This is a genomic window from Streptomyces sp. NPDC057486 (assembly GCF_042802415.1).
Lineage (GTDB): Bacteria > Actinomycetota > Actinomycetes > Streptomycetales > Streptomycetaceae > Streptomyces > Streptomyces yanii.
The window spans coordinates 1-24,589 of sequence record NZ_JBHVEE010000108.1; the positions used below are offsets into that span (position 1 = coordinate 1).

A 24,589-nucleotide genomic window follows, 5' to 3' on the forward strand; every position below is an offset into this window, starting at 1 on the left:
TACGGCACCTCGCTGCGTTGTCGGAACGCCCGAATACGCCCAGTATGAGGACGCTCCTCCGCCTTGCGATGCACCGCATCCGACGCCGCGCGCTGTTCCGCCAGGGATTACGGGACAGCCCTTAGCGCCTAAGCGAGAGGCCCCTGCCTTAAGGTCGTGCGAGGAGGCTGTGCACGACGGGAACGGGTTTCAAGACCGGCAGCGGGAGTAACTGACGATGCACTGACCTGCGCTTACGCCCGAGGCAGCACCCCGGGCGTTCCGGATGAACGGCTACGACTCCGCGGTCAGAGCTCGCCACGGCGTGCGAGTTGCTTCACCGCGTTCTCACGGATGATCTCGTTCTCGGCGTCGCGCAGGCCCTTGAGAGCGTCCCGGGCCTCCTCGCCGGGGATGCCGCTGAGCGCCCAGATCGCCTTCACCGCGAGCGCCCGGAACTCGTCGAAGTCCAGGTGCTCGGGAACCCAGCGAGTCGCCTCGACCAGCGTCGGCACCGTCTTGGGCGAGCGGAGCGTGCCCAGCATGGACACGATGTCCTCGTGCTCCCTGTGCCATTCCGCAGGGAACAGCTCGATCAACAGCTCCAGGAACTCCTCGACCGAGGCGTCGGCGGAGCCATGGACGATCAACGCCATCTCCAGGTCGTCGGCGTCCCGGCGCTCCATGGCGTCCCGGTGCAGCCGGAGCGACCGCACCCATCTTGTGGAACCCTCCGATCCGTAACTCTCGCCGGATCGGTCAGCGACAGTCATTCCGGTCGCTTCACGCCTCTGGAAGGGACGCTACCGGTCGAAGCGGTTGCTCGGGGCTGACGGAAGGGCGAGTCACCGAAAGCGGAGGGAACCCCTTCGCTCCCCGCTCCGTCAAGGTCATGAATCGATCGGAAGACGCGCATGGGGCCCGAGCTCCCCATGGGTTTCCGCGGTACTCGGTGAGACGGAGCGCGCACGCTCCGGAAGGAGCCCCACTGATGCGGGTCGCACTTTCACTCCTACGTGAAGCCGACAGGTCGGCGCGGTCGCGGTTGCTGCCGTTGTCCTTGGTGATGGTCATGGTCGGGGTTGCGCTGACGGCCGCCTGTACGACGGAGGGCCAGGCCAACGGGTCATGCGCCTTCATAGCCACGTACGAGGGCCGTACCTATACGGATGTGTCCGGACGCATCGACTTCACCGTAGGCAACAGACTCGGTCCCGCCGAGTTCCCGCCCTGCAATGACACACCGAACGACGGTGATCCGGAACTGCGCGAACCGACCACGGCTTACGCTGTCGACGGCGTGGATCCACATATCGCCATCGCGGTGGGGAGCACCCCGGACGACGTCACGCTGGTCGCCGTCCAGAGGCCCGGTGACAGCCTGCCTCCGGAGGTCGAGGCCCTGATCCGGCATTGACAACGGCTTAAGGCATAGGCCTCAACCCACCACCCTCTCTGGCTTCCATCCCGTCTGTCGTCGGCCCGCACTCCTGTGGAGCGGGCGCGGCGCCTTTCGTGGCCGCCGAGGCGCACGAGGACGGGCGGAGCATGCCGGAACCGGTTCCCGAGGCCATCGGTGTCATCGCGCTGCTCACCCTCGCCGTCCTCGCGTACCGCCTGTTCCGGACCGTACGCACTGAGGTCGCCGCACGCCGGGTCCTGCGCTGCCTGTGCGAGGGCCCAGAGGACACTGAACTGATCGTCGCCGCATCCTCCTTGCCGCAGGCCTTCGCCATCGCCGCGACCCGGCGAGCCTCCGGCCGGATCCTGGCCACCTCCGCCGTGCTCACCGCGCTCCAACCCGCCGAACGACGCGTCCTGCTCGCCCACGAACGCGCCCACCTGAATCATCGGCACGCCCCGATCTGCACGGCCGTGGCCCTCGCCACGGCTGCCAACCCCCTGCTCGCCCCGGTCGGCGCCACCGTGTCGTTTCTCGTCGAACGCTGGGGCGACGAATCGGCGGCCCGAAGCGTCGGCGACCACGCCATCACGGCCCGCGCCATCACGGCCCGCGCCATCGCCCGAGCCGCCCTGATCACCCACAGGCATCGCCCCGCCCTGCGACAACGCGGGCCTGCAGGGCGTGAAGCCCGGTCAGCCCGTGCTCGGCCTCTTCGCGTCCGGCAACGTGCCGGTCGAGTGGGCCGGCAAGCCCGCCGCGGTCGGCGGCACCGACCCGCAGCGCTGCGCCACCACCAACCCGAACCGCCCGGCGAGCACCCCGAGCCTCGCGGACTCCGCCACCAAGGCCATCCAGCTCCTCGAGGCCAAGCAGAAGCACTCCAAGCAGGGCTTCTTCCTCCAGATCGAGGGCGCCTCGATCGACAAGCAGGACCACGCCGCCGACCCCTGCGGCCAGATCGGCGAGACGGCCGCCTTCGACCGCGCGGTGAAGCTCGCCCGCGACTACGCGGCCAAGCACCCCGACACCCTCGTCGTCACCACCGCCGACCACGGCCACACCAGCCAGATCGTCCCGCTGGAGGCCACCCCGCCCGGCCTGTCCTCCACCCTGGTCACCAACGAGGGCCAGCAACTGAAGGTCAACTACTCGACCAACACCCCGGGCCAGTCCCAGGAGCACACCGGCACCCAGGTCCCGCATCGCCGCGCAGGGCCCGCAGGCGTACCGCGTCCTCGGAGTCACCAACCAGACCGACCTCTTCACGACGATCAGCGAGGCGCTCCGCCTGCGCTGAACGCGGTCAACGCGCTGAGCGCTGAACCGAGGAGAGGGGGAGCCCGGCCACCGGGCTCCCCTTCAGTCGTCACCGGTCGGCGCCGTGGCCCCGTGGCGGGCCCACAGGGAAGGTGGCGACCGGCTCAGCGGGTGCCCTCGTGATGATCTGCGGGTCATTGTCGGTGGTGGTTCGGCATCGTGATGTCAGTTCGGGCCTGGCCGTCTCGACCCGGACGGTGGAGCGCCAATCGGCGTCACGGCCTACCTCTGCGCCCGGGTGACCCAACCGCGATTCGCCCCATGCCCTCCCGAAGCCCGACACGATCCCGAGCACGAGGCGTCATCCTGCCGCTACGGGAGCGTGTATCGGTGGGATGACCGAGGTGCGGCTCATCGGGATCGACCGGCACACCGTCGCGCCGCCCGGCGGGGCCATCGTCGTGGACGAAGCCGGGGAGCCGACCGGGCTGCTCCACGAGGGGGCCCAGGTCCTCGTCCAGAACGCGCTGCCACCGCTCAGCCGGCAGGAGCGGACCGACGCGATCAGGTCGACCCTCGCCACGCTCGCCCGGCTCGGCGTGACCAGCTACGCGTGAGACGCAGGATGGCTCGGCCGGTCCGCCCGGCCCGGGGTGGGCCGAGCGGACCGGCCGGTGCCGGGTTGTCAGCGCACGTCGACGTAGTCGCCCGTGGCGTTGACCGCCGACGTGGTGGAGGTGCCCGCGAAGGACCAGCGCCAGTAGCCGTCGGCCGAGGCCGTGACCGTCGTCGACAGGTTGCCCGTCGAGTTGGTGTTGACCGTCTTGACGGTCGTGTAGGTGCTGGTGCCCGCCTTGCGGAACTGCAGCTTCACGGGCTGGTTGGTGTAGCCCGCGTAGGTGCGCTTGTCCCAGTTGGCGCGGGTCAGCTTGCCCGTGACCTTGAGCGACCTGCCCTTGGCCACCGGCTCGGGCCCGGCGTCGACGCTGAGCTTGCCGCGGCGCAGGACCGGGTGGGTGATGTCGCCGCCGTTGTTGTAGAGATCGCCGTCCTTGGACTGGAGCTGCACGACCACCTTCCACGGCCCCGCGAGGGCGTTGCGGGGCACGCCCCAGCCCGAGTCGAGCTTGAAGGCGAGCTTGCAGGTGGAGGTGGTGGCGCTGCTCGCAGTGCACGTCGGCGTGCCGTGGTACGACCAGTAGTTGTCCCCGACCTCGCGCTTGATCTGGAGGAACGCGAGCTTGCTGCTGATCCCCGAGTCGTCCGAAGCCGTCACCGAGATGGTGAACGACTCGGTCTGGGAGGTGCCGAGGACGATGGGCTTGCCGCCGTTCACGGACACCTTGTGGATCACCACTCCGGTCTCCGCGGCGTACGCGGCCGGAGCGGTGACAGCGGAGGCGGAAAGGATCAGGGCGCCGGTGAGTACGGCGCCGATGGATGTTGCGCGCAATGAATCCCCAATGTGTCGAGCCGGCCCCGGCCGTGTGAATCCCCCCGGCCGCAGACTCGGCAGGTGGCGTGAGGATACGTCACCCGTGCGGATCGGACTCAGCCGGTGTACGGCCCGCCCAGCCCCACGCCTTGTGCATCGCGGATGCGGTTCTGGGCGACCGTGGCTACGACCACGAAGGAGCGCCGGAGGCTGTGGAGTTCGAGCTCTTCAGGCAGCTTGGCCTCCCGGTGGATGGCCGCGACGACCTCGCCTTGTTTCCCTATGACGCCGGTCCATGACGGAACGTTCGGCTCCGCGCCGGAGATCTTTTCTTCACACCGTCTCCACTGCCACCATGTGCCGCATGACGCACATCACCAAGGGCGCCAACGTCCCTGTCCCGGCCAGCCCACTGCGGATCGTCGTGGGACGACACCGGGTGCCGGGGGTGCCGGCCGTGGATGCCGCCGCCCTGCTGCTCGACGCGACCGGCACGGTGCGCGGCGACGCCGACATCGTCTTCCGCGGCCGGCCCGAGCATCCGTCCGGCGCTGTGCGGCACGTGGGTACCGGTGAAGGTGGCGGGCAACTCGCCGAGTGGTTGGAACTGGACCTGCTGCGGATCGAACCGGCCGTCCAGCGGGTGCTGATCGCCGGGTTCTGCGACGGCGGGGTGTTCGGGCAGGTCCCCGGCCTGTACGCGCAGGTGGTATCGGTCGACGGCGCGGTGGTGACGCACTACGACGTGGCAGACGCCTCCAGCGAGACGGCCTTCGTGCTCGGGGAGTTCTACCGACGTGACGGGGCGTGGAAGTTCCGCGCGGTGGGGCAGGGCTACGACTCGGGGCTGGCGGGGCTGGCGACGGACTTCGGGGTCGTGGTGGCGGAGCCTGCGGTGCCGGTCGCTCCGCCGGCGTCCGGACCGGTGCCGCTGAAGGGCGTGGCCAAGACGGGCTCGACGTCTGTGGCGGCGGCCGTCGTGGCGGCCCCTCCTCTGTCCAATTCGGCCGTGCCGGTGCCGTCTTCACCCGTTGCCGGCCCACCCGCCGTCGTCAGCCCGGCCGGCATCCCCTCCTGGGGAGTCGGCCTGTTCGACTTCGAGCCGCGCGTCTACAGCGGCAAGGGCGAGAAGACGGTCATCGTGGACCTGCCGTTCCCGCCGGACTCGGAACCGGTGATCCTGGAGGCGCGGGTCGAGGACTACCACTTCCTCCAGGTCCAGATCCCCGGCCGCTCCGACGACGTCTTCTGCAACGACCTGCCCGACTTCTACGGTCGCGCCCTGCTCGTACCGCCACGCAAGGGCGGCCCGGTGAAGATGAAGGTGCGACACTCCGGGAAGTGGGAGCTCACCGTCCTGCCCCTGACGGCGGCGCGCCAGATCGGCACCGGGACGGTCCAGGGAAGCGGCCGCGAGGTCTTCATCCACACGGGCGCCGCGGCCGATCTGAAGGTCCGGGCAACGGACCGCCACAGCGGGTGGTTCCAGCTGAACCACCACAAGGGCGACACCCCCGGCGAGCTGAGACGCCCCGCCGAGGAGCTCGTCCACGCCTGGAACGGTCGTCGGGTCAAGGAGAAAGTCCGGATCCCGGACGGTCCCCTCCTACTCGTGATCGACAAGAGCCGGCACCAGTGGGAGCTCACCGTCGACCCGCTGCCCCTCCACGAGCCGTCCCCAGGGGCAGGGCGGCAACGGCGTGGAGAGTCCCCTCACTGAACGTGAGGGGACCGGTCCCACTGCTTCCGGAGTGTGTCAGGAAGGGGCAGAGCGTCGCCGGGGCTCACACGGGGAGTCCCTGTGGGCGAGCCATTCGCGGGCTGACACCGACCCTGCTTGTGCGCCCCGCAAGACCCTCCCTCCCCGGGCCCAACGGCGCCCGTGTCGGAGTCCGAGAACCGGCCCGCGTTAATCGTTGGTGCGTGGCCGGGTGGCCCTTGTAGGTTGGCATCGCGACCGCGCCTCCGATGCGCTCGGCTGCGGCTACTTCCTTCTGACAACCAAGTGACGCCGCCGCCCCTTTGATCTCGGCAGGCGCGGGCGTCTTCGCCCCGTCGGACCTCTTGGCCGGGGCCGTCCAATCCTTTGAATCCGGGGGGATTCGCTGACTCGTTACACCCGACGCGTCTCCAAGATCTGGTCCGAGATGCTCGTGGCCCCGCACGTCTCGGCGGCCGCCCGCTCCCTGCCCGCACCACAGCTCCATCACGGGCCAGCCAGGCCGGACTTCCGCACCTATGAGGGCGGCCCGGCCTTCGTCCGGGAGCCCCGCGAGGAGCTCTTCCTCCTTGCGGTCGGCAACTTCGTCTCCCAGCGGGCCTTTTACGAGAGCGGTGAGGAGCGGGACGCCCGGTACGCCCGTCTCGTCGGTGAACTCGCTGTCCAGGACCCCGTGTGGACGGCCGGCCTGCTGCGCTGGCTTCGCAGCGAGGGCAACATGCGCACGGCGTCCCTGGTGGGCGCCGCCGCGTACGTGCGGGCCCGGCTCGAGGCCGGGGCGTCCGGAGGCCCGTCCAACCGGTCCGTGATCGACTCGGTGCTCCAGCGCGCCGACGAGCCCGGCGAGTTGCTCGCCCACTGGATCTCGGAGTACGGGCGGAACGTGCCGCAGCCGGTGAAGCGGGGCATCGCCGACGGCGTACGCCGGCTGTACACGTCCCGGTCCCTGCTCAAGTACGACACCGCTTCCAAGGGCTTCCGCTTCGGTGATGTGCTCAACCTGGTGCACGCCTCCCCCGACCCGGACAAGCCCTGGCAGGGCGCGCTCTTCCGGTACGCCCTGGACCGCCGCCACCATCCAGAGCAGGCAGTTCCGCCGGCCTCCGACCGCCTGCTGACGGCCCACCGGGCGCTGATGGAGTCGGTTGCGGACGAGCGGCGGGCGGTGGTGACCGGGCCGGGCGGCGCCGAGCGGCTGGCCGCGGCCGGCATGACGTGGGAGGCCCTGGCGGGCTGGCTCCACGGACCGATGGACGCCGCCGTCTGGGAAGCCGTGATCTCCACGATGGCGCCGATGGCGCTCCTGCGGAACCTGCGGAACTTCGACGAGGCAGGGGTCTCCGACGCAGTCGCGACCCAGGTCGCCGCACGGCTCTCGGACGCCTCCGAGGTCGCCCGGTCCCGGCAGTTCCCCTTCCGCTACCTGGCCGCCCACCAGCACGCGCCGTCGCAGCGCTGGGCGGCCGCGCTGGAACGGGCGCTGGGCCACTCCCTGGCCAACGTACCGCCCTTGCCCGGCCGGACTCTGATCCTGGTGGACCGGTCCGACTCCATGTTCTGGGACACCGTCTCCGAGCGGTCCAAGCTGACTCGGGCGGACGCGGCGGCTGTGTTCGGTACTGCGCTGGCCATGCGCGCCGAGCAGGCGGATCTGGTGGAGTTCGGCTGGCGCAGCGCAGAGGTGCCGTTCGAGCCGGGCGAGCCGGTGCTCGAAGTGCTGAAACGGTTCCACAGTCTCGGCGGCACCCACACCACGAAGGCAGTGCGGACCCATTACCGGGAGCACGACCGGGTCCTGATCGTCACCGACGAGCAGGCCGCCCCCTATGGCGCCGGCGGGCCGGCCGAACCGGTCCCGGCCGACACTCCGGTCTACACGTGGAACCTGGCGGGGTACCGGCCCGCCCACGGCCCCACGGGCCCCCACCGGCACACCTTCGGCGGTCTCACGGACGCCGCGTTCCGGATGGTCGGGCTCATCGAGGCCGGCCGCGAGGCCGCTTGGCCGTGGACCGTTGAGCTGGCCTGATCCGAACGACACGGCCCAGCCTGAGATTTGACGCAGCGGCGATCTTCCGAAGTTGCCGGCGTCCGGCGCCGTTGATGTCAGCCGTTGATGTCAGGCGACACTGCCTGGTCGGTTTCGGACGGCGGTAGGGGCACGGTCGGTTCCGGGTTCAGGGGCCAAGGGGCCCAGGCTCCGAGGCTTATGTGCCGGGGGACCGGAAGGCGACTTGCCGACGGGCGGCCTCGTCGATCTCGGCGAGGGTGAGGAGAGGGGTGGCCCGGGTGCGGAGGGCTCCGCTGGCCTTGACGGTGAGGCTGACGGCGGCCATGGAGACCGGGTCGGGGAAGTCGACGATGAGCACGATGTCGTCCTCCCCGAAGGTGAAGTACATGGCCTCGACCTCCCCGCCGAGTTCGGTGACGACATGGTCGACGGCGGCACGACGGCCACTCGCGCCTTCCTTGAGCAAACCCTTGGTGCCCTCGGGCGTGTAGGTGGCCTGGATGAGGAACTTCGGCATAGGGATGCTTCCCGCCCATCGCTTGTCCGGTGTGGAATGGTCTTCCCGCTGTCACATCGTCCGCTACGCGCGGAACGGCTGGATTCACTCGTTGGAACCTGAGCTTTTCTGCCGGCCGCGGCATCAACAACTGGAGTGGTGGCTCTGTCTGCTGCTTGGTGGGGTGTCAAGCGACGGTCAGTCAAGCAGCGGCGAAGAGACCAGGAGAGGTTCGAGAGCTACTCCAACCGGGACGGCTGGCCGGACCTGCGGACCGAGGCGAGCTACCGCTTGATGGGGATCTCGTAGACGATCTCGCACAGGGCGGCGGGCACGACGATGTCCGCCGTCTCCACGGGGCGCCGATCGTCGCTGTAGTACGTCCGCGGATGCGCGTGACGAGCGCGGCCTTCTGGATTCCGAGCAGTGACGCCTCGTCGGTTCGTCAAGCTGATCACCGTGCTGCGACGTGGGGCACGGACTTGGTGCGCAAGGGCCGACCGTGGAGCCCCAGGGTTATTCGCTGGACCAAGATTTCTTTCGTGGTAAAGTACCGGCATGCTTATTGAGGTTGACAGACCGTAGCCGCCGGGCGTCGATGACGCTATCGGCTTGTGCCACTGACTCCGGTCCGCAATGGCCTGGATGTGGATTACGCGCACGGTTACACACTTCCGCGCTTTGAAGTGCATACCCTGGCACACCTTTGGCCAGCGCGCCTCACATTCCTTTTTGCCGCCCTTGCCGGAGTACCCCGAATCAGCCTCCCTCGTGGCGCGTTCACAGCATGCACTGACTCCTTCGGCGACGTCGACATTTTGTTCAAGCCGTGATTCTTCCGGTCCGGAATCGGACCGGCACGGTTGACGTCGTTCGAGGAATGCAATGTGCAGTCGGCCCTGTGCGATTCCGTCCTGTGCGGTTCCGTCCTGTGTTCCCGTCGTCGTACGTCGGACGGCGCCCATTCCTTTCGAGGACTGTCTCTCGGCAGCACCATGCCCGGTCCGCCGGGAGAGAGATCACGTGGAAGATTGTGAGCATCACCTCATGACGAACCAGCACCATGCGAACAAATCGAGTGACCGTGATCGACGGTCTCGCGTTGCACTCGCCAACCCTCCCCCCGGTACCCGACTCGCGCGTATCCGGGAGCATCTCGAATCGATGGGCGCGCCCGATTTCCGCTACCGGCAGTTCGTGAGCGCCCTTCGTCGCGCGGAAGCCGAGACCTTCGACACCGTTCGCGAGTTGCCCGCCGAAATCAGGGCGGGACTCACCGAGAAGTTCGGGCCTCGCATGCTTCCCATCGTGCCCGTCGCCCGACAAGCAGAGGACCAGGTCGAAAAGGTCGTCTTCGAGTCGGATCCGGGAACCCGTTTCGAGACCGTTCTCTCCCGCTACAGGGCCGGATGGACTTCTCTCTGTGTCTCGTCACAGGCCGGATGCGGATTGGGCTGCACTTTCTGCGCCACGGCCGCCGTCGGCCTCGCCAGGAACCTGACGGCCGACGAGATCTACGCGCAGGTCATGCATCCGTATTGGCGGCTTCCGGACAGATCCCTGCCGGAGAGCGTGGCGTTCATGGGCATGGGCGAGGCACTGGCCAACCCGCATGTTTTCGATGCTCTGTGCCTGCTTTCGGGAACTGGTTACGGGGAACTGTCGCAACGCCGTATCACTGTTTCCACTGTGGGCTTCGCGCCCAATCTGTCGAGGCTCACCAAGGAGTACCCACAGGTCACGATCACGCTGTCCGTGCATTCACCGTTCACGGACGAACGTGCGCAACTGATTCCGCTGGAGAAGAGATTCCCCCTCGCCGAGAACCTGGCGATTCTGGATGAGCACGCGGGCACGGCACGCCGCAAGATCTACCTCGCGTATCTGCTGATCGCCGGCGTCAACGACACCGAAGACCACTTGCATCAGCTCGCCCGACTCGTGGCGTCGCGATCGCGGCCGGAACTCTTCCACGTGAGCGTGATTCGGTACAACCAGGCCCTGGGAGCACATCCCGCCTATCAGGCGCCATCGAAGACACATGTCAGTGAGTTCGTCACAGGCTTGCGCGAACGTGGCATCCACGCCACCAGACGACGCCAGCTCGGCTCGTCCATCGATGCCGCCTGCGGCCAACTGCACGCCCGCTACGCCGCCTCCGCCCCTTCCGGCGGCCCCCTCACCGGTCTTCCGCCGATGGGTCCCGCCGTCGACCGACTACTGCAGATCGGACGGCCGGGCCGGTCGGAGTCCCGTCGGACGGCAACCGGCTGAAGCGCGGAACAGGGCATCGGTACGGCGACCGGAGGCGCGCGCCTGCGTCCCGGCGTCGGCCGTCCGCATCATGCACAGCACCACGGCCGTCGGTGGTCCATGCCCCGCCCCGGCACCCGTGATACCCGCCCGTAATCCTGGAGGACGTATGAACAACCATCGTGACCGAGGCGAGCACGCGGTCCCGCCCGTGCCCTTCGACCCGGAACTGAACCCCATTCTGGAGAAACTGGGACCCCCGCACGAGAACGCGCCGCTGTCGGCTGACGACATCCCCCGGTGGCGTGCGCAACTCGCAACGGCAGACCCTTCACTCGATCAGCTGCGCGACCACGGCAGGTTCGAGATACAACAATTCCTCGCGCCCGGCCCGGACGGAGCACCGGACGTCTCACTCCTCGTCGCACGCCCCACCGGCCTGCGCCAACAGGCGCCAGTTGTCTACCACATGCATGGCGGAGGCATGATCGGCGGATTCAACCGCACCGGCATGCAGACGATCCTCCAGGAGTGGGCTGAGCCCCTTGAACTGGCCGTCGTGTCTGTCGGCTATCGGCTGGCACCTGAACACCCGTACCCAGCGGCGATCGAGGACTGCTATGCCGGGTTGGTGTGGCTCGCCCGACACGCCGGGACACTCGGCATGGACCCCCAACGCATCATCACCGTCGGCGGCAGTGCCGGCGGGGGCCTCACTGCTGCCTTGGCCCTTATGACCCGCGACCGTAAGGGTCCCGGCATCCTTGGCCAGTTGCTGATGTGCCCCATGCTCGACGACCACAACGACAGCTCCTCGGCACACCAGATGACCGGCCTGGGCGTGTGGGACCGCCACGCCAACGACCTGGGCTGGACCGCTCTTCTCGGCAAGGACAAGGACAGCTCGCAGGTCTCGTGCTACGCCGCGGCCGCCCGCGCAGCGGACCTGTCCCAGTTGCCGCCCGCCTATATCGACGTCGGTGCTGCAGAAACCTTTCGCGACGAATGCATCCAGTACGCGACGCGCATCTGGCAGGCCGGCGGAGACGCTGAACTGCACGTCTGGTCAGGTGGGTTCCACGGCTTCGATCAACTGGCGCCACACACCGAGGTTTCCCGGGACGCCCGCCGGACCCGCTTCCGTTGGCTCTGTCGTCTGCTGAGCCGCGAGGTCCGCCAGGCGTCTTGACCGGCCCCCTCCGCGGCCGCTGCGGGAAGGCCGTGCCGCACTGAGGGAGCTTGTGGAGTCGCTGAAGGGGGGCGACCCCAACGACTCCGACACCTTCATCGGCCCGATGATCCGCCCCGACCAGCGGGAGCGGGTGCGCAACTACATCCAGGTCGGCATCGAGGAGGGCGTCCGTCTGGTCACCGGCGGTCCGCAGATCCCCGAGGGCCTGGAGAAGGGCAACTACGTCACGCCCACCGTCTTCGCCGACGTCGACAACACCATGCGGATCGCGCAGGAGGAGATCGTCGGCCCGGTCCTGGTCGTCATCGCCTACGACGACCAGGACCACGCCGTCCGCATCGTCCAGCTGTGCCGGAGGATACGCGCGTCCGCGGGGCTGCTTCACGAGGATGTCGTGGCGGATCGCGGGTGTGACACCGGTGGGCTCTCGTATTCAACTGTCACCACTACTTTGAGGAGTCCAACCGACTGGTGACCTTGTGTGATCGCCAGCGGCTAGCCGACGAACGCGACTTGTGCAGGGTCTGCGAGCGCGGTCAGAACCAGTGCAGGCAGTGCGGGGAACGGTCGGCGCGGAAGAGGGCGTCGGCGAGGGTGGCCGCACCCGGGCGGTGGGCCCGGATGTGTCCGGCACGCACGAGCGTGCTCGGGGCGGTGCCGCCGAGGTAGACCGAGCCCAGGTCGCTGATGTCCAGGGACAGGTCGGGGTCCCGGTCCGTCGGGACGCAGTCGGCCTTGCTGTCCCGGACGGTCAGCAGGTAGCGGCCGTGTTCGCCGAGGAACGGGTCGTCGATGTCGAGGACGAGCTCGCCGTCCGTGAACCAGCCGCGCGCCGTCAGCGCACGCGGGACATCCAGCAGTCGTACCCAGAGCCAGTCGGTGTCGTCGCTCACCTGGCCGGCGCGGAAGTCCGCAAGCTGCCAGCGCAGCGGGTGTTCGGGCGGGAGGTGCTTGAACACGACCTTGGTGACCAGGTCGTGTCCGAGTACGAACCGGGCCAGGGCCGTGAAGACAGCGTCGTCGGTGGCGATGGTCTCGTCGACCGTCAAGGTCTCGGGCTCGCCGATCGAGTAGCTGGCGTACCCGTCCGGGACGCCGTCGGCGTCACGGTGAACGGCGACATAGCGCGGCGCCGGAGAGATCGGCGGCTGTCCCGCGCGCAGGGCCCACCAGCGGTGCGGCCGGGACAGCGCACCGGGCTGGGCGCGGCGATACCGGTCGTAGACCTCTTCCAGAATCTTGCCGCACTCGGCCCGACGCAGCACCTCGACCGAGCCGTTGTCCGAGCCGGTCGCTGGTGTGTCGGCCACTCCGCGCGCCCGGGGAACGGCGAAGGCGGCCTCGTGGCGCGGCACCGTCAGCCGCGCCGTGTAGGTCGCCGGTCCGTAGCCGAACCTGCCGTAGATCGGGGCCTCAGAGGCCAGCAGCACGGAAAGGAACTCCCCGCGGGACCGCAGCTCGGCGAGCTGATGCCGCATCATCGCGCTGAGCACGCCCTGGCGCCGGTGTGAGGGCAGGACGCCGACGGCGGTCACCCCGGCAGCCGGGGTGAGGGTCTCACCGGGCAGGGTGAGCTCGAAGGAGTGCGCAGCGGCGGTGCCGACGGGCCGCCCGTCCGCCGTCAGGGCGAGCAAGCAGCGGTCCATCTCGAGCGCCGACCACCAGAGCCCGCCGCCCTCGACTGGGGTTTCCGGGAAGCGCCCGAACGCGGCATGGACGGTATCGACGAAGACGTCGAGATCCTCATCGGTCGTGGGACGGATCTCCATTGTTGCCGCTGCCTCCTCGGGATACCGGCACCACAACTCGTGGTGTCTGGCCACAGTGCAGCGTTGACCCGTGGCCAGGGCAAGCGAATTACGGGCAGGCCCGCGGCCGCATCAGCGGCCGCCATCCCGTGGTGGACGCCGATGAGCGACGGGTGATCCCTCGCCTGCCATGCCGAAGGCCAGTAGATCCGCGAGATCACCGCTTATCGGAACCCACATCCGACGGGCTATCGTGGGCGGTATGTCTGCCCCTGAGCTGATCCGCATCGTGTCCCGTGACTCGCCCATGGCCCTCGCTCAGGTGGAGCGCGTCCGTGCCGAACTGGCCGCTGTCCACCCCGCCACTGACACCGAAGTCGTCCCCGTCAGGACGACCGGCGACAAATGGATGGGTGAACTCTCCCAGGTCGAGGGCAAGGGCGCGTTCACCAAGGAAGTCGACCAGGCCCTGTTGGCCGGGGAGGCGGACCTCGCGGTGCACTGCGTCAAGGACATCCCGGCCGACCGCCCCCTGCCTGCGGGGACCACCTTTGCCGCCTTCCTCGAACGCGACGACATCCGTGATGCCCTCATCCACCCGGACGGCCTGCAGCTCGACCAGCTCCCGGCCGGCTCCCGGATCGGGACCTCCTCCGTGCGTCGCATCGCTCAGCTGGCCGCGTCCCACCCGCACCTGGAATGCGTGCCGATGCGCGGCAATGCCAACCGCCGCCTGGAGAAACTCGCCGCAGGCGAGGCCGACGCCCTGCTCCTGGCAGTGTCCGGACTGGAACGCATCGACCGCAACGACGTGATCAGCGAGATCCTGTCACCCGAGGTGATGTGCCCGCCGATCGGAGCCGGGATCCTGGCCCTGCAGTGTCGCGAAGGGGACACCGCCCTGATCGACGCCGTAAGCCCACTCGGCCACCCCGCCACGTACCGTGAGACCACCGCCGAGCGGATGTTCCTCCACGTACTGCAAGGCCACTGCAACAGCCCCATCGCCGGATACGCACGGGTCGAAGGGAACGGCGAACTGTCCCTACGGGCCAAGGTCTTCTCGCCCGATGGCAAGACCGTCCTCAACGCCCACGAATGGGCCGGCGCCCTCGACCCCGCCACCCTCGGCACCTCCGTCGCCGTCAGCCTGCTGCGCCAGGGCGCACGCGAGCTGATCGACGGCATCGCGCACTGAATCCCGTCCGAAGTACCGGATCTCTCATCGGACTCAAGACCACTGTTGCAGACCGTGTACGGGGTTTGGCGCCGCGCTCCGGACGCAGCGACCCCATGGCCGCGCGGCTGCCGGGAAGCGGTCCCATCTCCTGAGGGGCTGTGGGGCAGCCTTGCCGAAGGCGAACCGGCCGGAGTGGACGAGGTCCACGAAGAGACCCACGGCACCCTGGGGCGACAGGTGCCGGTCGGCCCCGGGTCGGCTGTTGCCCTGCACGTCCTTCCTTGGACGTCGCTGTGGGAGGACTTGAACGACGTCGCTGTGGGAGGACTTGAACCAAGCCGACCAAGCCGGCTCTTTGACCGTCCCAGATGCCGTCTCCGGACTGCGCAGGTCGAAGGGCGACACCGGTCCGTCAAGCACAGGCTCAAGCAGATCCAGTACCGCCCGGACCTGGTCGACAGCTGTCTCACCGGCACAGGCCCGGTCGTGGACGGCTGACCGACATCACACATTTCACTTTCAGCGGCTCAGACATGCTGTGGACCTGCTCTTCGGTGGGCCCACGGTCTTCCGGTCACGTGCTGCGGCTCCATGCGTCGACCGTCGCGGCAGCCCAGGCGTTGACGCGTTCTACGAACTCTTCCGCGGGGAACGTCCCGTCGACAGCGACATCTTCGATCGTGACGGAGAAACGGGACGGCGGCGCGTCCCGGCGCGGCAGCTCCGCATCGCGGACGACTCGTGAAGGCATGCTCTTCACGCGATGGGAGTTGCCACGACGAGCCTGGCCGACAAGCTGGTTCACTGCGTCGAGGCCGCCGTCGAGATATGCGTGCAGGAGCGCCCAAGCCATCGCACCATCGTCGGCGGGAAGCCGACTGGGGTGCTGGAACAAGAAGCAAGAGACTGAGACGCCGTGCAACGGCCCCCATGGCGCCTGCCGTGAGTGGTCCAACGCGAGCAAGGCATGGAACAGGTCGTCACAGGTTCGCGAGTCCATGGACACTCCGCACTCCGCGCAGGGTTTCATGCCTCCTCCTTACTGATCGTTTCAGAATGAATTTTATTGTGGTCCTTGGCAGTTGGGTGATGTGTCGACAGGATCTGTTGGGTGTCTGCTGAACTTGTGCCTGATGACCTGTGGGAGCGCGTGGCTCCGCTGTTGCCTGCTCGTCCACCTCGGCGCCTTCGGTATCCCGGGCGGTTGCCGGCGGATGACCGGGCTGCGTTGCGGGGCATCGCTTACGTGCTGTGCAAGGGCGTGAGCTGGCGGGACGTTCCGGCTGAACGGGTTGGCTGCAGTGGTGTGACGGCCTGGCGCCGTCTGCGGGACTGGACCGAGGCCGGTGTCTGGCCGCAGCTGCACGAGGTACTGCTGTCCGAGCTGCGGGCCGCGGGTCTGCTGGACATGAACGACGCGGCTCAGTCGATGGCTCTCATGTCCGGGCTCTCAAAGGGGGGCTCACACCGGACCTTCGCGGGTCGACCACGCACGTCCGGGCAGCAAGCACCACCTGATCGTCGACCGGCACGGCACCCCCTTGGCTATCTCGCTGACCGGCGGTAACCGGCACGACGTCACTCAGCTGATGCCCTTGCTGGACGCGATACCCCGCATTCGCGGCAAGCGAGGCCGGCCGAGGCACCGGCCGGGCCGGGTGTTTGCCGACCGCGGCTACGACTACGACAAGTACCGCCGCCTCCTCCGGGCCCGCGGCATCACACCGAAGATCGCACGCAAGGGCACAGCCCTTGGGCAAGACCCGCTGGGTCGTCGAGCGCACCTGCGCATGGCTCCACCAGTTCAAGCGGCTCCGGATCCGCTACGAGATACGAGCCGACCTCCATCTCGGCCTGCTCCAACTCGCCTGCCGCATCATCTGCTTGAGACGACTCCGAACCTCATTATGAAACGATCAGTTAGGACCTCAGCGCCGCAGGCTCGACGTCAAGTCAGGCTCAGGGAACGCGGAGGTTGATCAGAGCGTGCTCGGCTACCTGCACTGCCTTGCGCCTCAGATCGTTTTCGGTGGTGGTGTCCTTCGGGCCGTAGGCTTGGACGTACAGAACTGCGCTTCCGCCGGCATCGACGCTGACCGACGCCGCCCACGTATCTCCGTATGTAACTTGGCGCGCTGCGGGTCGTTCAGAGACGATGATCGGTTCGGGCTTCTCCGGTATCACGTCGGTGCCGTCCACGGTCTGGAACAGCGAGGCGCGCGTCGGAAAGTAGCTCACCGTGTACCCGGCAGCAGTTGGGGCGTCCTCATCTGTCATCAGGAAGTAGCAGGAGACCCCGCCCTCCTCCTCGTCCATCGGTGACGCATCGCGAATGCTGAGTTCCACTTGCTGTGGGCTCGTCAGGGCCTCGCATATCTGCGCGACGTCGACGTTGGCTGCAGACCGAGAAGAGGCCATGCTGGCGGATACGGGGACAGAGGCCGTCGACTCCTTCCTCTCGGTGACGGGCCACGCGAACCAGAGGCCCGCAGTCGCCAGGACGACCAAAGCACCACCCGCCGCCACGATCAGCCTGGCGTATCTAGGTGCACCCGCGGACTCTCCATTGACCTCGCTTCGCGGGGAAACGAACTTGGTGAGTGACACTTCCTCGCGGGATGCATCGTTGGAGGAGGCTTCTTCATGTCTGGCCATGGAGACAGAGTCGCACGTCGTCGTGACACTGACGTCAAGTTCGTTCGAGACGAGGTTCGCAGGGCATCGAAGGGCGCAGGCTGACACGAAGGCTGCGCTGTGCAGCACGAGTTCGAGCTCGCGGAGTTTGCGGCGCGTGGCCTTCCGATCACGCCGCATCATCCCACTGCTCTATAGCAAGCTCGATAACATTCCGGCCGCCTCGGCCGGTGGTCTTTTGCCGCCCGCCAGTCTCTCCGACGAGTGCATCAGCGAGATCGACTTTGCTTTCCAGCATCTGCAGGAGACCCGACTCGAGCGACCCGGCTCAGTCGATGGCTCTCATGTCCGGGCTCTCAAAGGGGGGCTCACACCGGACCTTCGCCGGTCGACCGCGCACGTCCGGGCAGCAAGCACCACGAGCGGCTCCGGATCCGCTACGAGATACGAGCCGACCTCCATCTCGGCCTGCTCCAACTCGCCTGCCGCATCATCTGCTTGAGACGACTCCGAACCTCATTATGAAACGATCAGTTAATGGCTGGGCGCGGGTTCAGCGGATGGTGCCGTCACGCGTTGACAGCCGGCTCGAGGGTTGTCGGGCTCAGTCGGAGGTCAGAAACGCATCGATGACTGCAAAAGTTTCCGCGGGCGTCCGGCGCGGCAGGGTGTGGCTCGCCCACGGGAGGAGTTCGACGGCCGGTGGTCGCAGTCGCTTCGCGGCCACGGGCCCGGTGAGCACCAGCGGGGCGGTCTTCGCGAACACGCGGCCGCGCTCGTCGAGGTTGTCCGCATGCTCTTCGTGGCCAACCAGAACGAGGTCGACCGGCCCCACCCTGTCCTCCTCGACAGCAGGTCCGGCAGTCCGGGTGAGATACCCGTGAGGACCGGGTTCGTCGAAGGGCGGATCGTTGACGATGCGCAGGCCACCGATGCCGATGCCGATCACGGCTGCAGGGCCGCCCAGGACGGTGATCGCGTGTTCCTGCCGGGACAGTCCCGTCGTGCTCATCGTCGTCCTCGCTGCATGGTCCGGTCACCGACGACGCTAACGGCCGCCCAGCTCCGTCTGAAATGCCGGGGGCGACGCATGCATGCACATCAGGCATGGATGCAGCTCAAAGGTAGATCGCCACGACCGTCATTCCGTTTTCGTCCGGAGGGCTGTGTCCAGGAATCGGCGGATCAGCGTGCGCTGGGCATCGGGCAGGTAGACGAGGCGGACCGGGCTCGGCGGGGCGCCGGTGAGGGGCACGAAGCGGAGGGCGGGGTGCTGGGTGCGGCGCTGCGCGACCTCGGGGACGATGCCGATCCCGCGGTTGGCGGCCACCGTCTCCAGCCACTCGTCGTAGTTGGACGTCTCAATGATCTGGGCCGGGCGCTGGTCCACCGGCCACGACCAGGGGCCGGTGGTGCCGCTGACCGTGTTCACGACCAACGGCCAGTGCTGCACGTCCGACCAGTCCAGATGACCGAGGCGGGCCAGTTTGCAGTGCTCGGAGCACACCGCGATGCGCGGCTCGTCGTACAGGCGCACGGTGCACGCCTGTCTGGGTACGTCGACGTCACCCCGGATCAGCGCGATGTCGACGGTGCGCCGGCGCAGCGCCTGGAGAGGATCGTCGGTCCGCCTCAGGTCGACCGACGCCCCCGTGCTCTCCTCGAAGCGGCTGACGGCCTGCTGAGCCCAGGGGTCGGGCAGCAGCCAACTGAAACCGAGCCGCAGCGTGACACGACGGCTCACCACGGCGAGGGCCTCGTCCAGCGTCGCGAGCACCCGTTCGGCGTGGACGAGGAACTCCGCGCCGGTGTCCGTCAGTTCGACGTGCCGCGAGGAGCGGTCGAGCAGGCGGACGCTCAGATTCCCCTCCAGCTGCGCGATCGTACGACTCAGCGCCGGCTGCGTGATCAGCAGTTCCTCGGCGGCACGGGAGAACGAGCGGTGGCGGGCCACAGACGTGAAGGCCCGCAGGTGACGGAGTTCGACATCCATGCCCCTTGCACCCCTCTCGTGCATCCATGCCTGTGGTGCATAGCAGCAGCGTAACCGGCATTTCACAGCCGCGCGTGCGCTGCCTACAGTCGAAATCGGCCCGTTAAAGCCGCCCAGGAAGGCGCCCAAGCCGTGAAGGCATCAACAGCCGGGAAGGCATCGGCCCCGCCCTGTCCGCGAACGCAGTCGCCCTGGAAGATCGTTGTCCGGGCGGCGGCCGCCCTCGCCGCGGGAATGGGAGTCGGCAGGTTCGTCTACACCCCCATCCTTCCTCTCATGCACGAGCAGGCCGGACTCTCCTCGGCACTCGGGGCGAACCTGGCCACGGCGAACTTCATCGGCTACCTCGCAGGCGCCCTGGTCGGCATCGCCGCCCCCGCAGTCGTACGGTCGGCCGCGGCACTGCGGGGTTCGCTCGTCGTGCTGGTGCTGACGCTGGCACTCATGCCGGTCACGCACGACGGCACCGCCTGGTTCGGCCTGCGTCTCATGGCCGGTGCCGCCAGCGCACTGGTCTTCGTGATTGCCGTCAGCGCGATGCTCTCCCGCCTTCGCGCACACGCCCATCACCTGGTCGGCTGGGCCTTCGGCGGGGTCGGTGCGGGAATCGCCCTGTCCGGCCTGCTGGTTGTCGCCGCGCAGGCCGCGTCCACCTGGCAAGCCGCCTGGTGGACCTGCGCCGCGCTCGCGGCCGTGCTCACCGCACTCGCCTGGCCCCTGGCCCCGCAGCCGGAGGCCGTCAGTTCCGCAGCAGCCGCCCAGGCCGAACGGCCCCGCACCCACCGCTGGTTCCTCTCGCTGCTCGCCAGCTACACCTTCGAGGGCATCGGCTACATCATCGCCGGTACCTTCCTGGTCGCCGCGATCCAACAGAGCGTCAAGGGTTGGCTCGGCGGCGGAGCCTGGATCGTGGTCGGCCTCGCCGCCCTTCCCTCCTGCGCCCTGTGGACGCAGCTGGCCCGTCGCTGGTCCAGGCCGGCCCTCCTGCTGGCCTCGCTGACCATCCAGGCCATCGGCATCGCTCTGCCGGCGCTGCTCGGCGGCGCCACGCCCGCGCTCGTGTCCGCCGTACTGTTCGGCGCCACATTCATGGGCGTCAGCACGATCGCCCTGTCCATCGGAAGCCATCTTCAAGTGCCCCGGGCCGTCGCCCTGTTGACCGTCGGATACAGCGCCGGGCAGATCCTCGGCCCGCTTCTCGCCGCCCCGTTGCTCAGCCACGGATACCATCAGGCGCTCCTGCTCGGTAGCGCTATGGTCGTCGCCGCCGCAGTCGCGTCCGTCGCCGTCTGCGTTCGCTTCCCGCACCACCTCGCGGCATGACACCGTTCCTATCCAGTGTGCGTGAGTGAGTCCTGGACCCACTGTTGCGTACCGGGCGCATCCCGGACGGTGTTGGATGCGCTGGGTTCCCGCTTTCGCGTCCCGTTCGGTGACGGCCCTCCAGGGGGCCGGTCCGTTGTGGGTGGGCGGGTTCCCTCACGCCCCCGGTCACCTGGTCCGGCCTGGGCGGTCCGATGCCCCGCACGATCGCTCCGGTCGTGCGGGGGCGGTGCCGTCCTTCCCCAAGCTCTCAACTCCGTTCGAGCAGGGGATACCCCCATCCCGGACCGGGTGCCCGAGGGAGCGTCGCCCGATCGCGATGCCGGCGGCATCGTGACGGGACATGGTGCGGTGCGGGGTGGTCAGTGGCTTCTGCCAGTGCTGGGCACCCCACCGGGAGGTGTAGGCCGGGTCGACCGCGACCATGCTCTCCTTGGCACTGGAGCACCGGCAGCAGGCTGACGATCAGCTGGAGCACGCCCGCCGGGCCAGGGACGAGGCCTACGCACTACGGCCGGCCGCAGGGGCCCAGGTGACGCCACGGCACGCGCATCGCCCCACTGCGCCCCTAGGCGTCGAGGCCACTGAGCCAGCCCTCGAGATGCCCGACCGAGCGATTCTCCCCTCGCGGGAGGCCCTCGGCTGCGATACGGGCCAGCCCGATAGCCAGGAGCTCAACCTCGACCGGTCCGCGAAGACCCGCTCGAAGAGGTGCTGGGACGGTGCGGTTGCCGGCGGGCAATGTCCTGGTTCGGGTGCTCGCCTCCAGCGCGGCGCACGCGGCGCCGATCGCGCCGCACGAGTCGTGCCCAGATCCTCCGTGCTACCGAAGCACGAGGACGGGGTGCGGCCGTCGGCGGTTGCGGCCCGGCGCCGAGCTTCTCCGCTGCGCCCACCTCCCCGCTCTCCCCGCCCTTTCCATGCGGCCTCGGGCCGGACGAGCAGGGCGGATGCTGCGGCCGTGGGCATCGTCAACGCGTCCGTCACTCGACTCCGTCGCTTGGCGGTATGTCCCGGAATGTGTTCTTGGTCGGTTGGTGCTTTGCTGCTCGGTGGCGGCAGGCTGGCTTTCTTGGCGTGCCGCTCGTCTGTGCTTCCGAAACCGAGAGGCTCAAGGAGGAGTCCCGCATGTCCGTCTATACCCCCCAGCAGATCAGCCAGCCGCAGACCCAGCAGCCGTACAACCAGCAGCAGCTGTTCGGCCAGCCCCCGATCACACAGTCGCAGTACGGCCAACAGCAGCCCTGGGGCCAGACCGGCCAGCAGCAGATCGCGCAGGTGGTCCAGCAGGCGATCCAGCAGGCGTGCCAGCAGGCGAGCCAGCAGATCGCGCAGCGCCTGCAGCAGATCCAGCAGGTCCAGCAGCAGCTGCAGCAGCAGGGCCTGGCCCACCAGGCGCACCCGTACCTGGCTGTCGCGCTGCACCACACTCTGCACCAGGGCGTGCGCAGCGCTGTGGAGCAGTCCGTGCAGCAGGCGCTGCCGACCGCGATCCTGACGCTGGTGCAGCAGAGCCAGCAGGGCCAGCAGCCGTCGGGCGGTGGTTACGGCCAGCAGCAGTTCGGCCAGTTCCCGGGCATGCAGCCGCAGGGCCAGCTCGGACAGTTCCCGGGCCAGGGGATGTTCGGGCAGCAGCCGCAGTACGGGCAGCTGTCGCCTCTGGGCATGTGAGCACCTCGGTCGGGCAGCGCCCGTTCCCTTTTCTCTCTGTGAGGAGCGGGCCTGCCCGGCCGGATACCCCGCCGCGCCGTGGCACGCGAGGGCCTCAGGCACGGCGGGACGCTGACCGGGGAGCTCATGAACGCCCGCTTCCCGGCCGGCCACTGAAGATCCGGGGCGTACGACGACGCTTTACGTTGAGATGGCGGTTGGCTGAATGAGTGAGCAGGGCGGCAACGGTGTGAAGCCGGGCAACGGCAAGGGCGCGAAGAGCTCGCGTGCGCAGGGCGCGGCGGGCGAGGCCGAACAGCAGCCGTTGGCCGCGGGCGGGCCGGGCGGCACAGGCGGGGAACGCCGCACAGCCGGGGAACGCCGCGAGCGGTCGGAGGCCGGTGTGCCGGGTCGGGGTGTGCGGGCGGGGTGGGGCCGCTACCTGGTTGCGCCCCGGCCCCTGGGGCTGCTGGGCGGTGGGGTGCCGCCGATCGAGGCCTCGGCGCTGTTCAAGCTGCTGGAGGAAGACCCCGATGTGGAACCGGTGGCGCAGGTGCGCCCGTCGCGGTCGCGCGGGTTGGGGGCGATCGCGGAGCCGTATCCGGCCTGCCTCCCGGTCGCGGTGGTGAAGATGCCCCAGGAGCGGGCCCGCGCCCTGGCCGGGAACCCGCAGGTGGTCGTGGAGATCGACCAGCCGCTGTCCTACACCCCCATCCCCTCCGTGGGTGTGGGCCCGGTGCCGGTGATCGACCCCATGCTGGCAGTCACGCTGGAGGAGCCCGAACAGTTCACGCTGCGCGTGGTGGGCGGTGACGGGGATGCGGTGGCCGGGGCGCATGTGTGGGCGATCGGCACCGGCGGCCCCGTGCACGGCATCACCGGCCCGGACGGACGGCTGACGCTGACCCTGGCCGCGGACACCCCAGACACCCTGCAGGCCCTCTACGTCCGCCCGGTGGCCGGCTACTGGCCAGGCCGCACCGGCGCCCCCCAACCCGCGGGCAACGGGGAGGCGGTAGTTACGGTGCAGGCCCTGGCGGACACCTTCGAGGGCTTCCCCGGCAAGGCGCTCACCGGCTGGGGCAGCCAGGCGATGCGGCTCAACCAGATCCCGCCGACCTACCGCGGCGACGGAATTAAGATCGCGCTGCTCGATTCGGGGGTGAACACCGCCCACCCGGACCTCAAGAGCACCGTCGAGCACGGTCACGACTTCACCGGCGCCGGAAACGGCACCTGGGGCCTCGACGTGACCGGACACGGCACCTGGTGTGCTGGCATCGTCGCCGCGGCGGACAACAACGCCGGCATCGCCGGGATCGCGGCGGAGGCCGAGGTGCATGCCCTGAAACTGTTCCCTGGCGGGCACCTCAGCGACCTGCTCGAGGCGGTCGACTACTGCATCACCCACGACATCGACATCGCCCAGATCAGCGTCGCCTACCCCGTACCATCCCAGCTGGCCGCCTGGAAACTCGCCGACGCGCACGCCGCCGGCATCAGCGTCATCGCCCCGGCCGGGGACACCGCCGGGCCTCTCACCCTCCCGGCCGCGCTGCCGGGGGTCCTGGCGGTGGGGGCGATCGCGCACACCGGCACCTATCCCGTGAGCAGCCCGCTCACCGCGGTGCAGCCGCCGTGGCCCGGCCCCTACCCGGCACCGTTCACCCCCACCGGCCCCGGCGTGGACCTGGTCGCGCCCGGCGCGGCGGTCATCACCACCGCGCTCGGCGACGGCTATGCCGCCGTCGACGGCACGGCGATCGCCGCCGCGCACGTCACCGGCCTGGCGGCGCTGCTGCTGGCCCACCACGACCACCTGCGCACCCAGGCGGTGCCCCGCACCGCGGCCCGCGCCGACCTGCTGTACCTGCTGCTGCGTACCGCCTGCCAGCCCCTGCCCGGCGCCGATCCCCGCCTGGGGGCCGGGATCGCCGACGCTCCCACCGCCCTCGGTATCCCCGCCAGTTGGCAGCAGGACTACCGGGCCGAGGGATACGCGGCGGCGCACCAGCAAGGCTGACGGCGCGACGCGGTCACAGACTCCGTCCTGTGCCGTTCGGAAACTCGTCGCTGCTGGTCATGCTGCATATCGGTACTCGTTGATGACGCGGCCGAGCACTCGGGCGCGTCGGAGTCGGTGAGCGGTCAGGCCGGTCACGGGCGCCGGATGCTCCTGAGCCCGGTCGAGGTGGACGAAGTCGCAGGCGATGATGCCCTCGGCTTGCGCGGTCAGGAACTCTCGACGCGTCGGGCTGCCACGGCGCGGGGCTCCAGCAGTGTGGCGCACGTGTGGTGAGACGGGTGAGGGCA

General features: G+C 68.9%; 18 protein-coding genes and 8 pseudogenes. 16 read left to right on the forward strand and 10 right to left on the reverse strand.

Going from position 1 to position 24,589, the window contains the following annotated elements; all coding sequences use genetic code 11:
* Positions 1–287: 287 nt before the first annotated feature.
* Positions 288–752: a HEAT repeat domain-containing protein gene (locus ACFU6I_RS35265; protein ID WP_384374429.1), complete on the reverse strand. Its 465-nt coding sequence runs from the start codon at positions 750–752 to the stop codon at positions 288–290.
* Between the two features lie 218 nt (positions 753–970).
* Here ACFU6I_RS35265 and ACFU6I_RS35270 point away from each other — a divergent pair, with 218 nt between their 5' ends.
* The 4 genes and pseudogenes from ACFU6I_RS35270 to ACFU6I_RS35285 all read left to right on the forward strand — a co-directional run bounded on the left by ACFU6I_RS35270 (position 971) and on the right by ACFU6I_RS35285 (position 3,258).
* On the forward strand, positions 971–1,396 hold the full coding sequence (locus ACFU6I_RS35270) for a DUF6281 family protein (RefSeq protein WP_384374432.1): 426 nt from the start codon (positions 971–973) through the stop codon (positions 1,394–1,396).
* Between the two features lie 131 nt (positions 1,397–1,527).
* Positions 1,528–1,851 (forward strand): annotated as a pseudogene (locus tag ACFU6I_RS35275) (M48 family metalloprotease); the annotation flags it as partial.
* A gap of 193 nt (positions 1,852–2,044) precedes the next feature.
* Positions 2,045–2,681: pseudogene (locus ACFU6I_RS35280) on the forward strand (alkaline phosphatase); the annotation flags it as partial.
* 355 nt (positions 2,682–3,036) lie between these two features.
* Positions 3,037–3,258, forward strand: a complete 222-nt coding sequence (locus tag ACFU6I_RS35285; protein WP_384374435.1) for an amidohydrolase family protein — start codon at positions 3,037–3,039, stop codon at positions 3,256–3,258.
* Between the two features lie 68 nt (positions 3,259–3,326).
* On the opposite strand, the gene ACFU6I_RS35290 is transcribed toward ACFU6I_RS35285, so the two are convergent.
* A complete protein-coding gene (locus ACFU6I_RS35290; protein WP_384374438.1) occupies positions 3,327–4,094 on the reverse strand; it encodes a hypothetical protein in 768 nt (255 codons plus the stop codon).
* A 346-nt stretch (positions 4,095–4,440) separates the two neighbouring features.
* On the opposite strand from ACFU6I_RS35290, the gene ACFU6I_RS35295 reads away from it, so the two are divergent.
* Entirely contained in the window at positions 4,441–5,796 is a 1,356-nt protein-coding gene (locus ACFU6I_RS35295; protein ID WP_384374441.1) for a TerD family protein, read from the forward strand.
* 427 nt (positions 5,797–6,223) lie between these two features.
* Positions 6,224–7,825, forward strand: coding sequence for a TROVE domain-containing protein (locus tag ACFU6I_RS35300; protein WP_384374444.1), 1,602 nt, complete (start codon positions 6,224–6,226; stop codon positions 7,823–7,825).
* Positions 7,826–8,003: 178 nt separating this feature from the next.
* On the opposite strand, the gene ACFU6I_RS35305 is transcribed toward ACFU6I_RS35300, so the two are convergent.
* Together ACFU6I_RS35305 and ACFU6I_RS35310 are read right to left on the reverse strand one after the other, a co-directional pair.
* Positions 8,004–8,324 (reverse strand): GYD domain-containing protein, encoded by a 321-nt coding sequence (locus ACFU6I_RS35305; RefSeq protein WP_384374447.1) that lies wholly within the window; start codon positions 8,322–8,324, stop codon positions 8,004–8,006.
* Between the two features lie 263 nt (positions 8,325–8,587).
* Positions 8,588–8,742, reverse strand: a pseudogene (locus ACFU6I_RS35310) (GntR family transcriptional regulator); the annotation flags it as partial.
* A gap of 608 nt (positions 8,743–9,350) precedes the next feature.
* On the opposite strand from ACFU6I_RS35310, the gene ACFU6I_RS35315 reads away from it, so the two are divergent.
* From ACFU6I_RS35315 to ACFU6I_RS35325, 3 genes and pseudogenes are all read left to right on the forward strand, one after another.
* Positions 9,351–10,577: a radical SAM protein gene (locus ACFU6I_RS35315; RefSeq protein WP_384374450.1), complete on the forward strand. Its 1,227-nt coding sequence runs from the start codon at positions 9,351–9,353 to the stop codon at positions 10,575–10,577.
* A gap of 148 nt (positions 10,578–10,725) precedes the next feature.
* The gene (locus ACFU6I_RS35320) at positions 10,726–11,745 is read left to right on the forward strand and encodes an alpha/beta hydrolase (RefSeq protein WP_384374453.1); all 1,020 of its coding nucleotides are present in this window, start codon (positions 10,726–10,728) and stop codon (positions 11,743–11,745) included.
* 37 nt (positions 11,746–11,782) lie between these two features.
* Positions 11,783–12,088, forward strand: a pseudogene (locus tag ACFU6I_RS35325) (aldehyde dehydrogenase family protein); the annotation flags it as partial.
* A gap of 196 nt (positions 12,089–12,284) precedes the next feature.
* Here the strand turns inward: ACFU6I_RS35325 and ACFU6I_RS35330 are convergent.
* On the reverse strand, positions 12,285–13,517 hold the full coding sequence (locus ACFU6I_RS35330; protein WP_384374456.1) for a GNAT family N-acetyltransferase: 1,233 nt from the start codon (positions 13,515–13,517) through the stop codon (positions 12,285–12,287).
* A gap of 241 nt (positions 13,518–13,758) precedes the next feature.
* On the opposite strand from ACFU6I_RS35330, the gene hemC reads away from it, so the two are divergent.
* On the forward strand, positions 13,759–14,694 hold the full coding sequence (hemC, locus tag ACFU6I_RS35335) for a hydroxymethylbilane synthase (protein WP_384374459.1): 936 nt from the start codon (positions 13,759–13,761) through the stop codon (positions 14,692–14,694).
* A 556-nt stretch (positions 14,695–15,250) separates the two neighbouring features.
* On the opposite strand, the gene ACFU6I_RS35340 is transcribed toward hemC, so the two are convergent.
* On the reverse strand, positions 15,251–15,706 hold the full coding sequence (locus tag ACFU6I_RS35340; RefSeq protein WP_384374462.1) for a DUF5946 family protein: 456 nt from the start codon (positions 15,704–15,706) through the stop codon (positions 15,251–15,253).
* Positions 15,707–15,826: 120 nt separating this feature from the next.
* On the opposite strand from ACFU6I_RS35340, the gene ACFU6I_RS35345 reads away from it, so the two are divergent.
* Both ACFU6I_RS35345 and ACFU6I_RS35350 read left to right on the forward strand, forming a co-directional pair.
* A complete protein-coding gene (locus ACFU6I_RS35345) occupies positions 15,827–16,243 on the forward strand; it encodes a transposase (RefSeq protein WP_384374497.1) in 417 nt (138 codons plus the stop codon).
* Positions 16,194–16,587, forward strand: a pseudogene (locus tag ACFU6I_RS35350) (IS5 family transposase). Before ACFU6I_RS35345 ends, ACFU6I_RS35350 begins: the two are co-directional and overlap by 50 nt.
* Before the next feature lie 48 nt (positions 16,588–16,635).
* Here ACFU6I_RS35350 and ACFU6I_RS35355 read toward each other — a convergent pair.
* Positions 16,636–17,331 (reverse strand): hypothetical protein, encoded by a 696-nt coding sequence (locus ACFU6I_RS35355; RefSeq protein WP_384374465.1) that lies wholly within the window; start codon positions 17,329–17,331, stop codon positions 16,636–16,638.
* A gap of 307 nt (positions 17,332–17,638) precedes the next feature.
* On the opposite strand from ACFU6I_RS35355, the pseudogene ACFU6I_RS35360 reads away from it, so the two are divergent.
* Positions 17,639–17,835: pseudogene (locus ACFU6I_RS35360) on the forward strand (hypothetical protein); the annotation flags it as partial.
* Between the two features lie 133 nt (positions 17,836–17,968).
* Here the strand turns inward: ACFU6I_RS35360 and ACFU6I_RS35365 are convergent.
* A pseudogene (locus ACFU6I_RS35365) lies at positions 17,969–18,322 on the reverse strand (MBL fold metallo-hydrolase); the annotation flags it as partial.
* A 129-nt stretch (positions 18,323–18,451) separates the two neighbouring features.
* A complete protein-coding gene (locus tag ACFU6I_RS35370) occupies positions 18,452–19,303 on the reverse strand; it encodes a LysR family transcriptional regulator (RefSeq protein WP_384374468.1) in 852 nt (283 codons plus the stop codon).
* Positions 19,304–19,537: 234 nt separating this feature from the next.
* On the opposite strand from ACFU6I_RS35370, the gene ACFU6I_RS35375 reads away from it, so the two are divergent.
* Positions 19,538–20,626: a YbfB/YjiJ family MFS transporter gene (locus tag ACFU6I_RS35375; protein ID WP_384374500.1), complete on the forward strand. Its 1,089-nt coding sequence runs from the start codon at positions 19,538–19,540 to the stop codon at positions 20,624–20,626.
* Between the two features lie 8 nt (positions 20,627–20,634).
* On the opposite strand, the pseudogene ACFU6I_RS35380 reads toward ACFU6I_RS35375, so the two are convergent.
* Positions 20,635–21,055: pseudogene (locus tag ACFU6I_RS35380) on the reverse strand (hypothetical protein); the annotation flags it as partial.
* 699 nt (positions 21,056–21,754) lie between these two features.
* On the opposite strand from ACFU6I_RS35380, the gene ACFU6I_RS35385 reads away from it, so the two are divergent.
* A complete protein-coding gene (locus ACFU6I_RS35385) occupies positions 21,755–22,297 on the forward strand; it encodes a hypothetical protein (protein ID WP_384374471.1) in 543 nt (180 codons plus the stop codon).
* Positions 22,298–22,502: 205 nt separating this feature from the next.
* Positions 22,503–24,299 carry a S8 family serine peptidase gene (locus ACFU6I_RS35390; RefSeq protein WP_384374474.1) on the forward strand — a complete coding sequence of 599 codons (1,797 nt, stop codon included), beginning with the start codon at positions 22,503–22,505 and terminating at the stop codon, positions 24,297–24,299.
* The last annotated feature ends 290 nt before the right edge of the window (positions 24,300–24,589 follow it).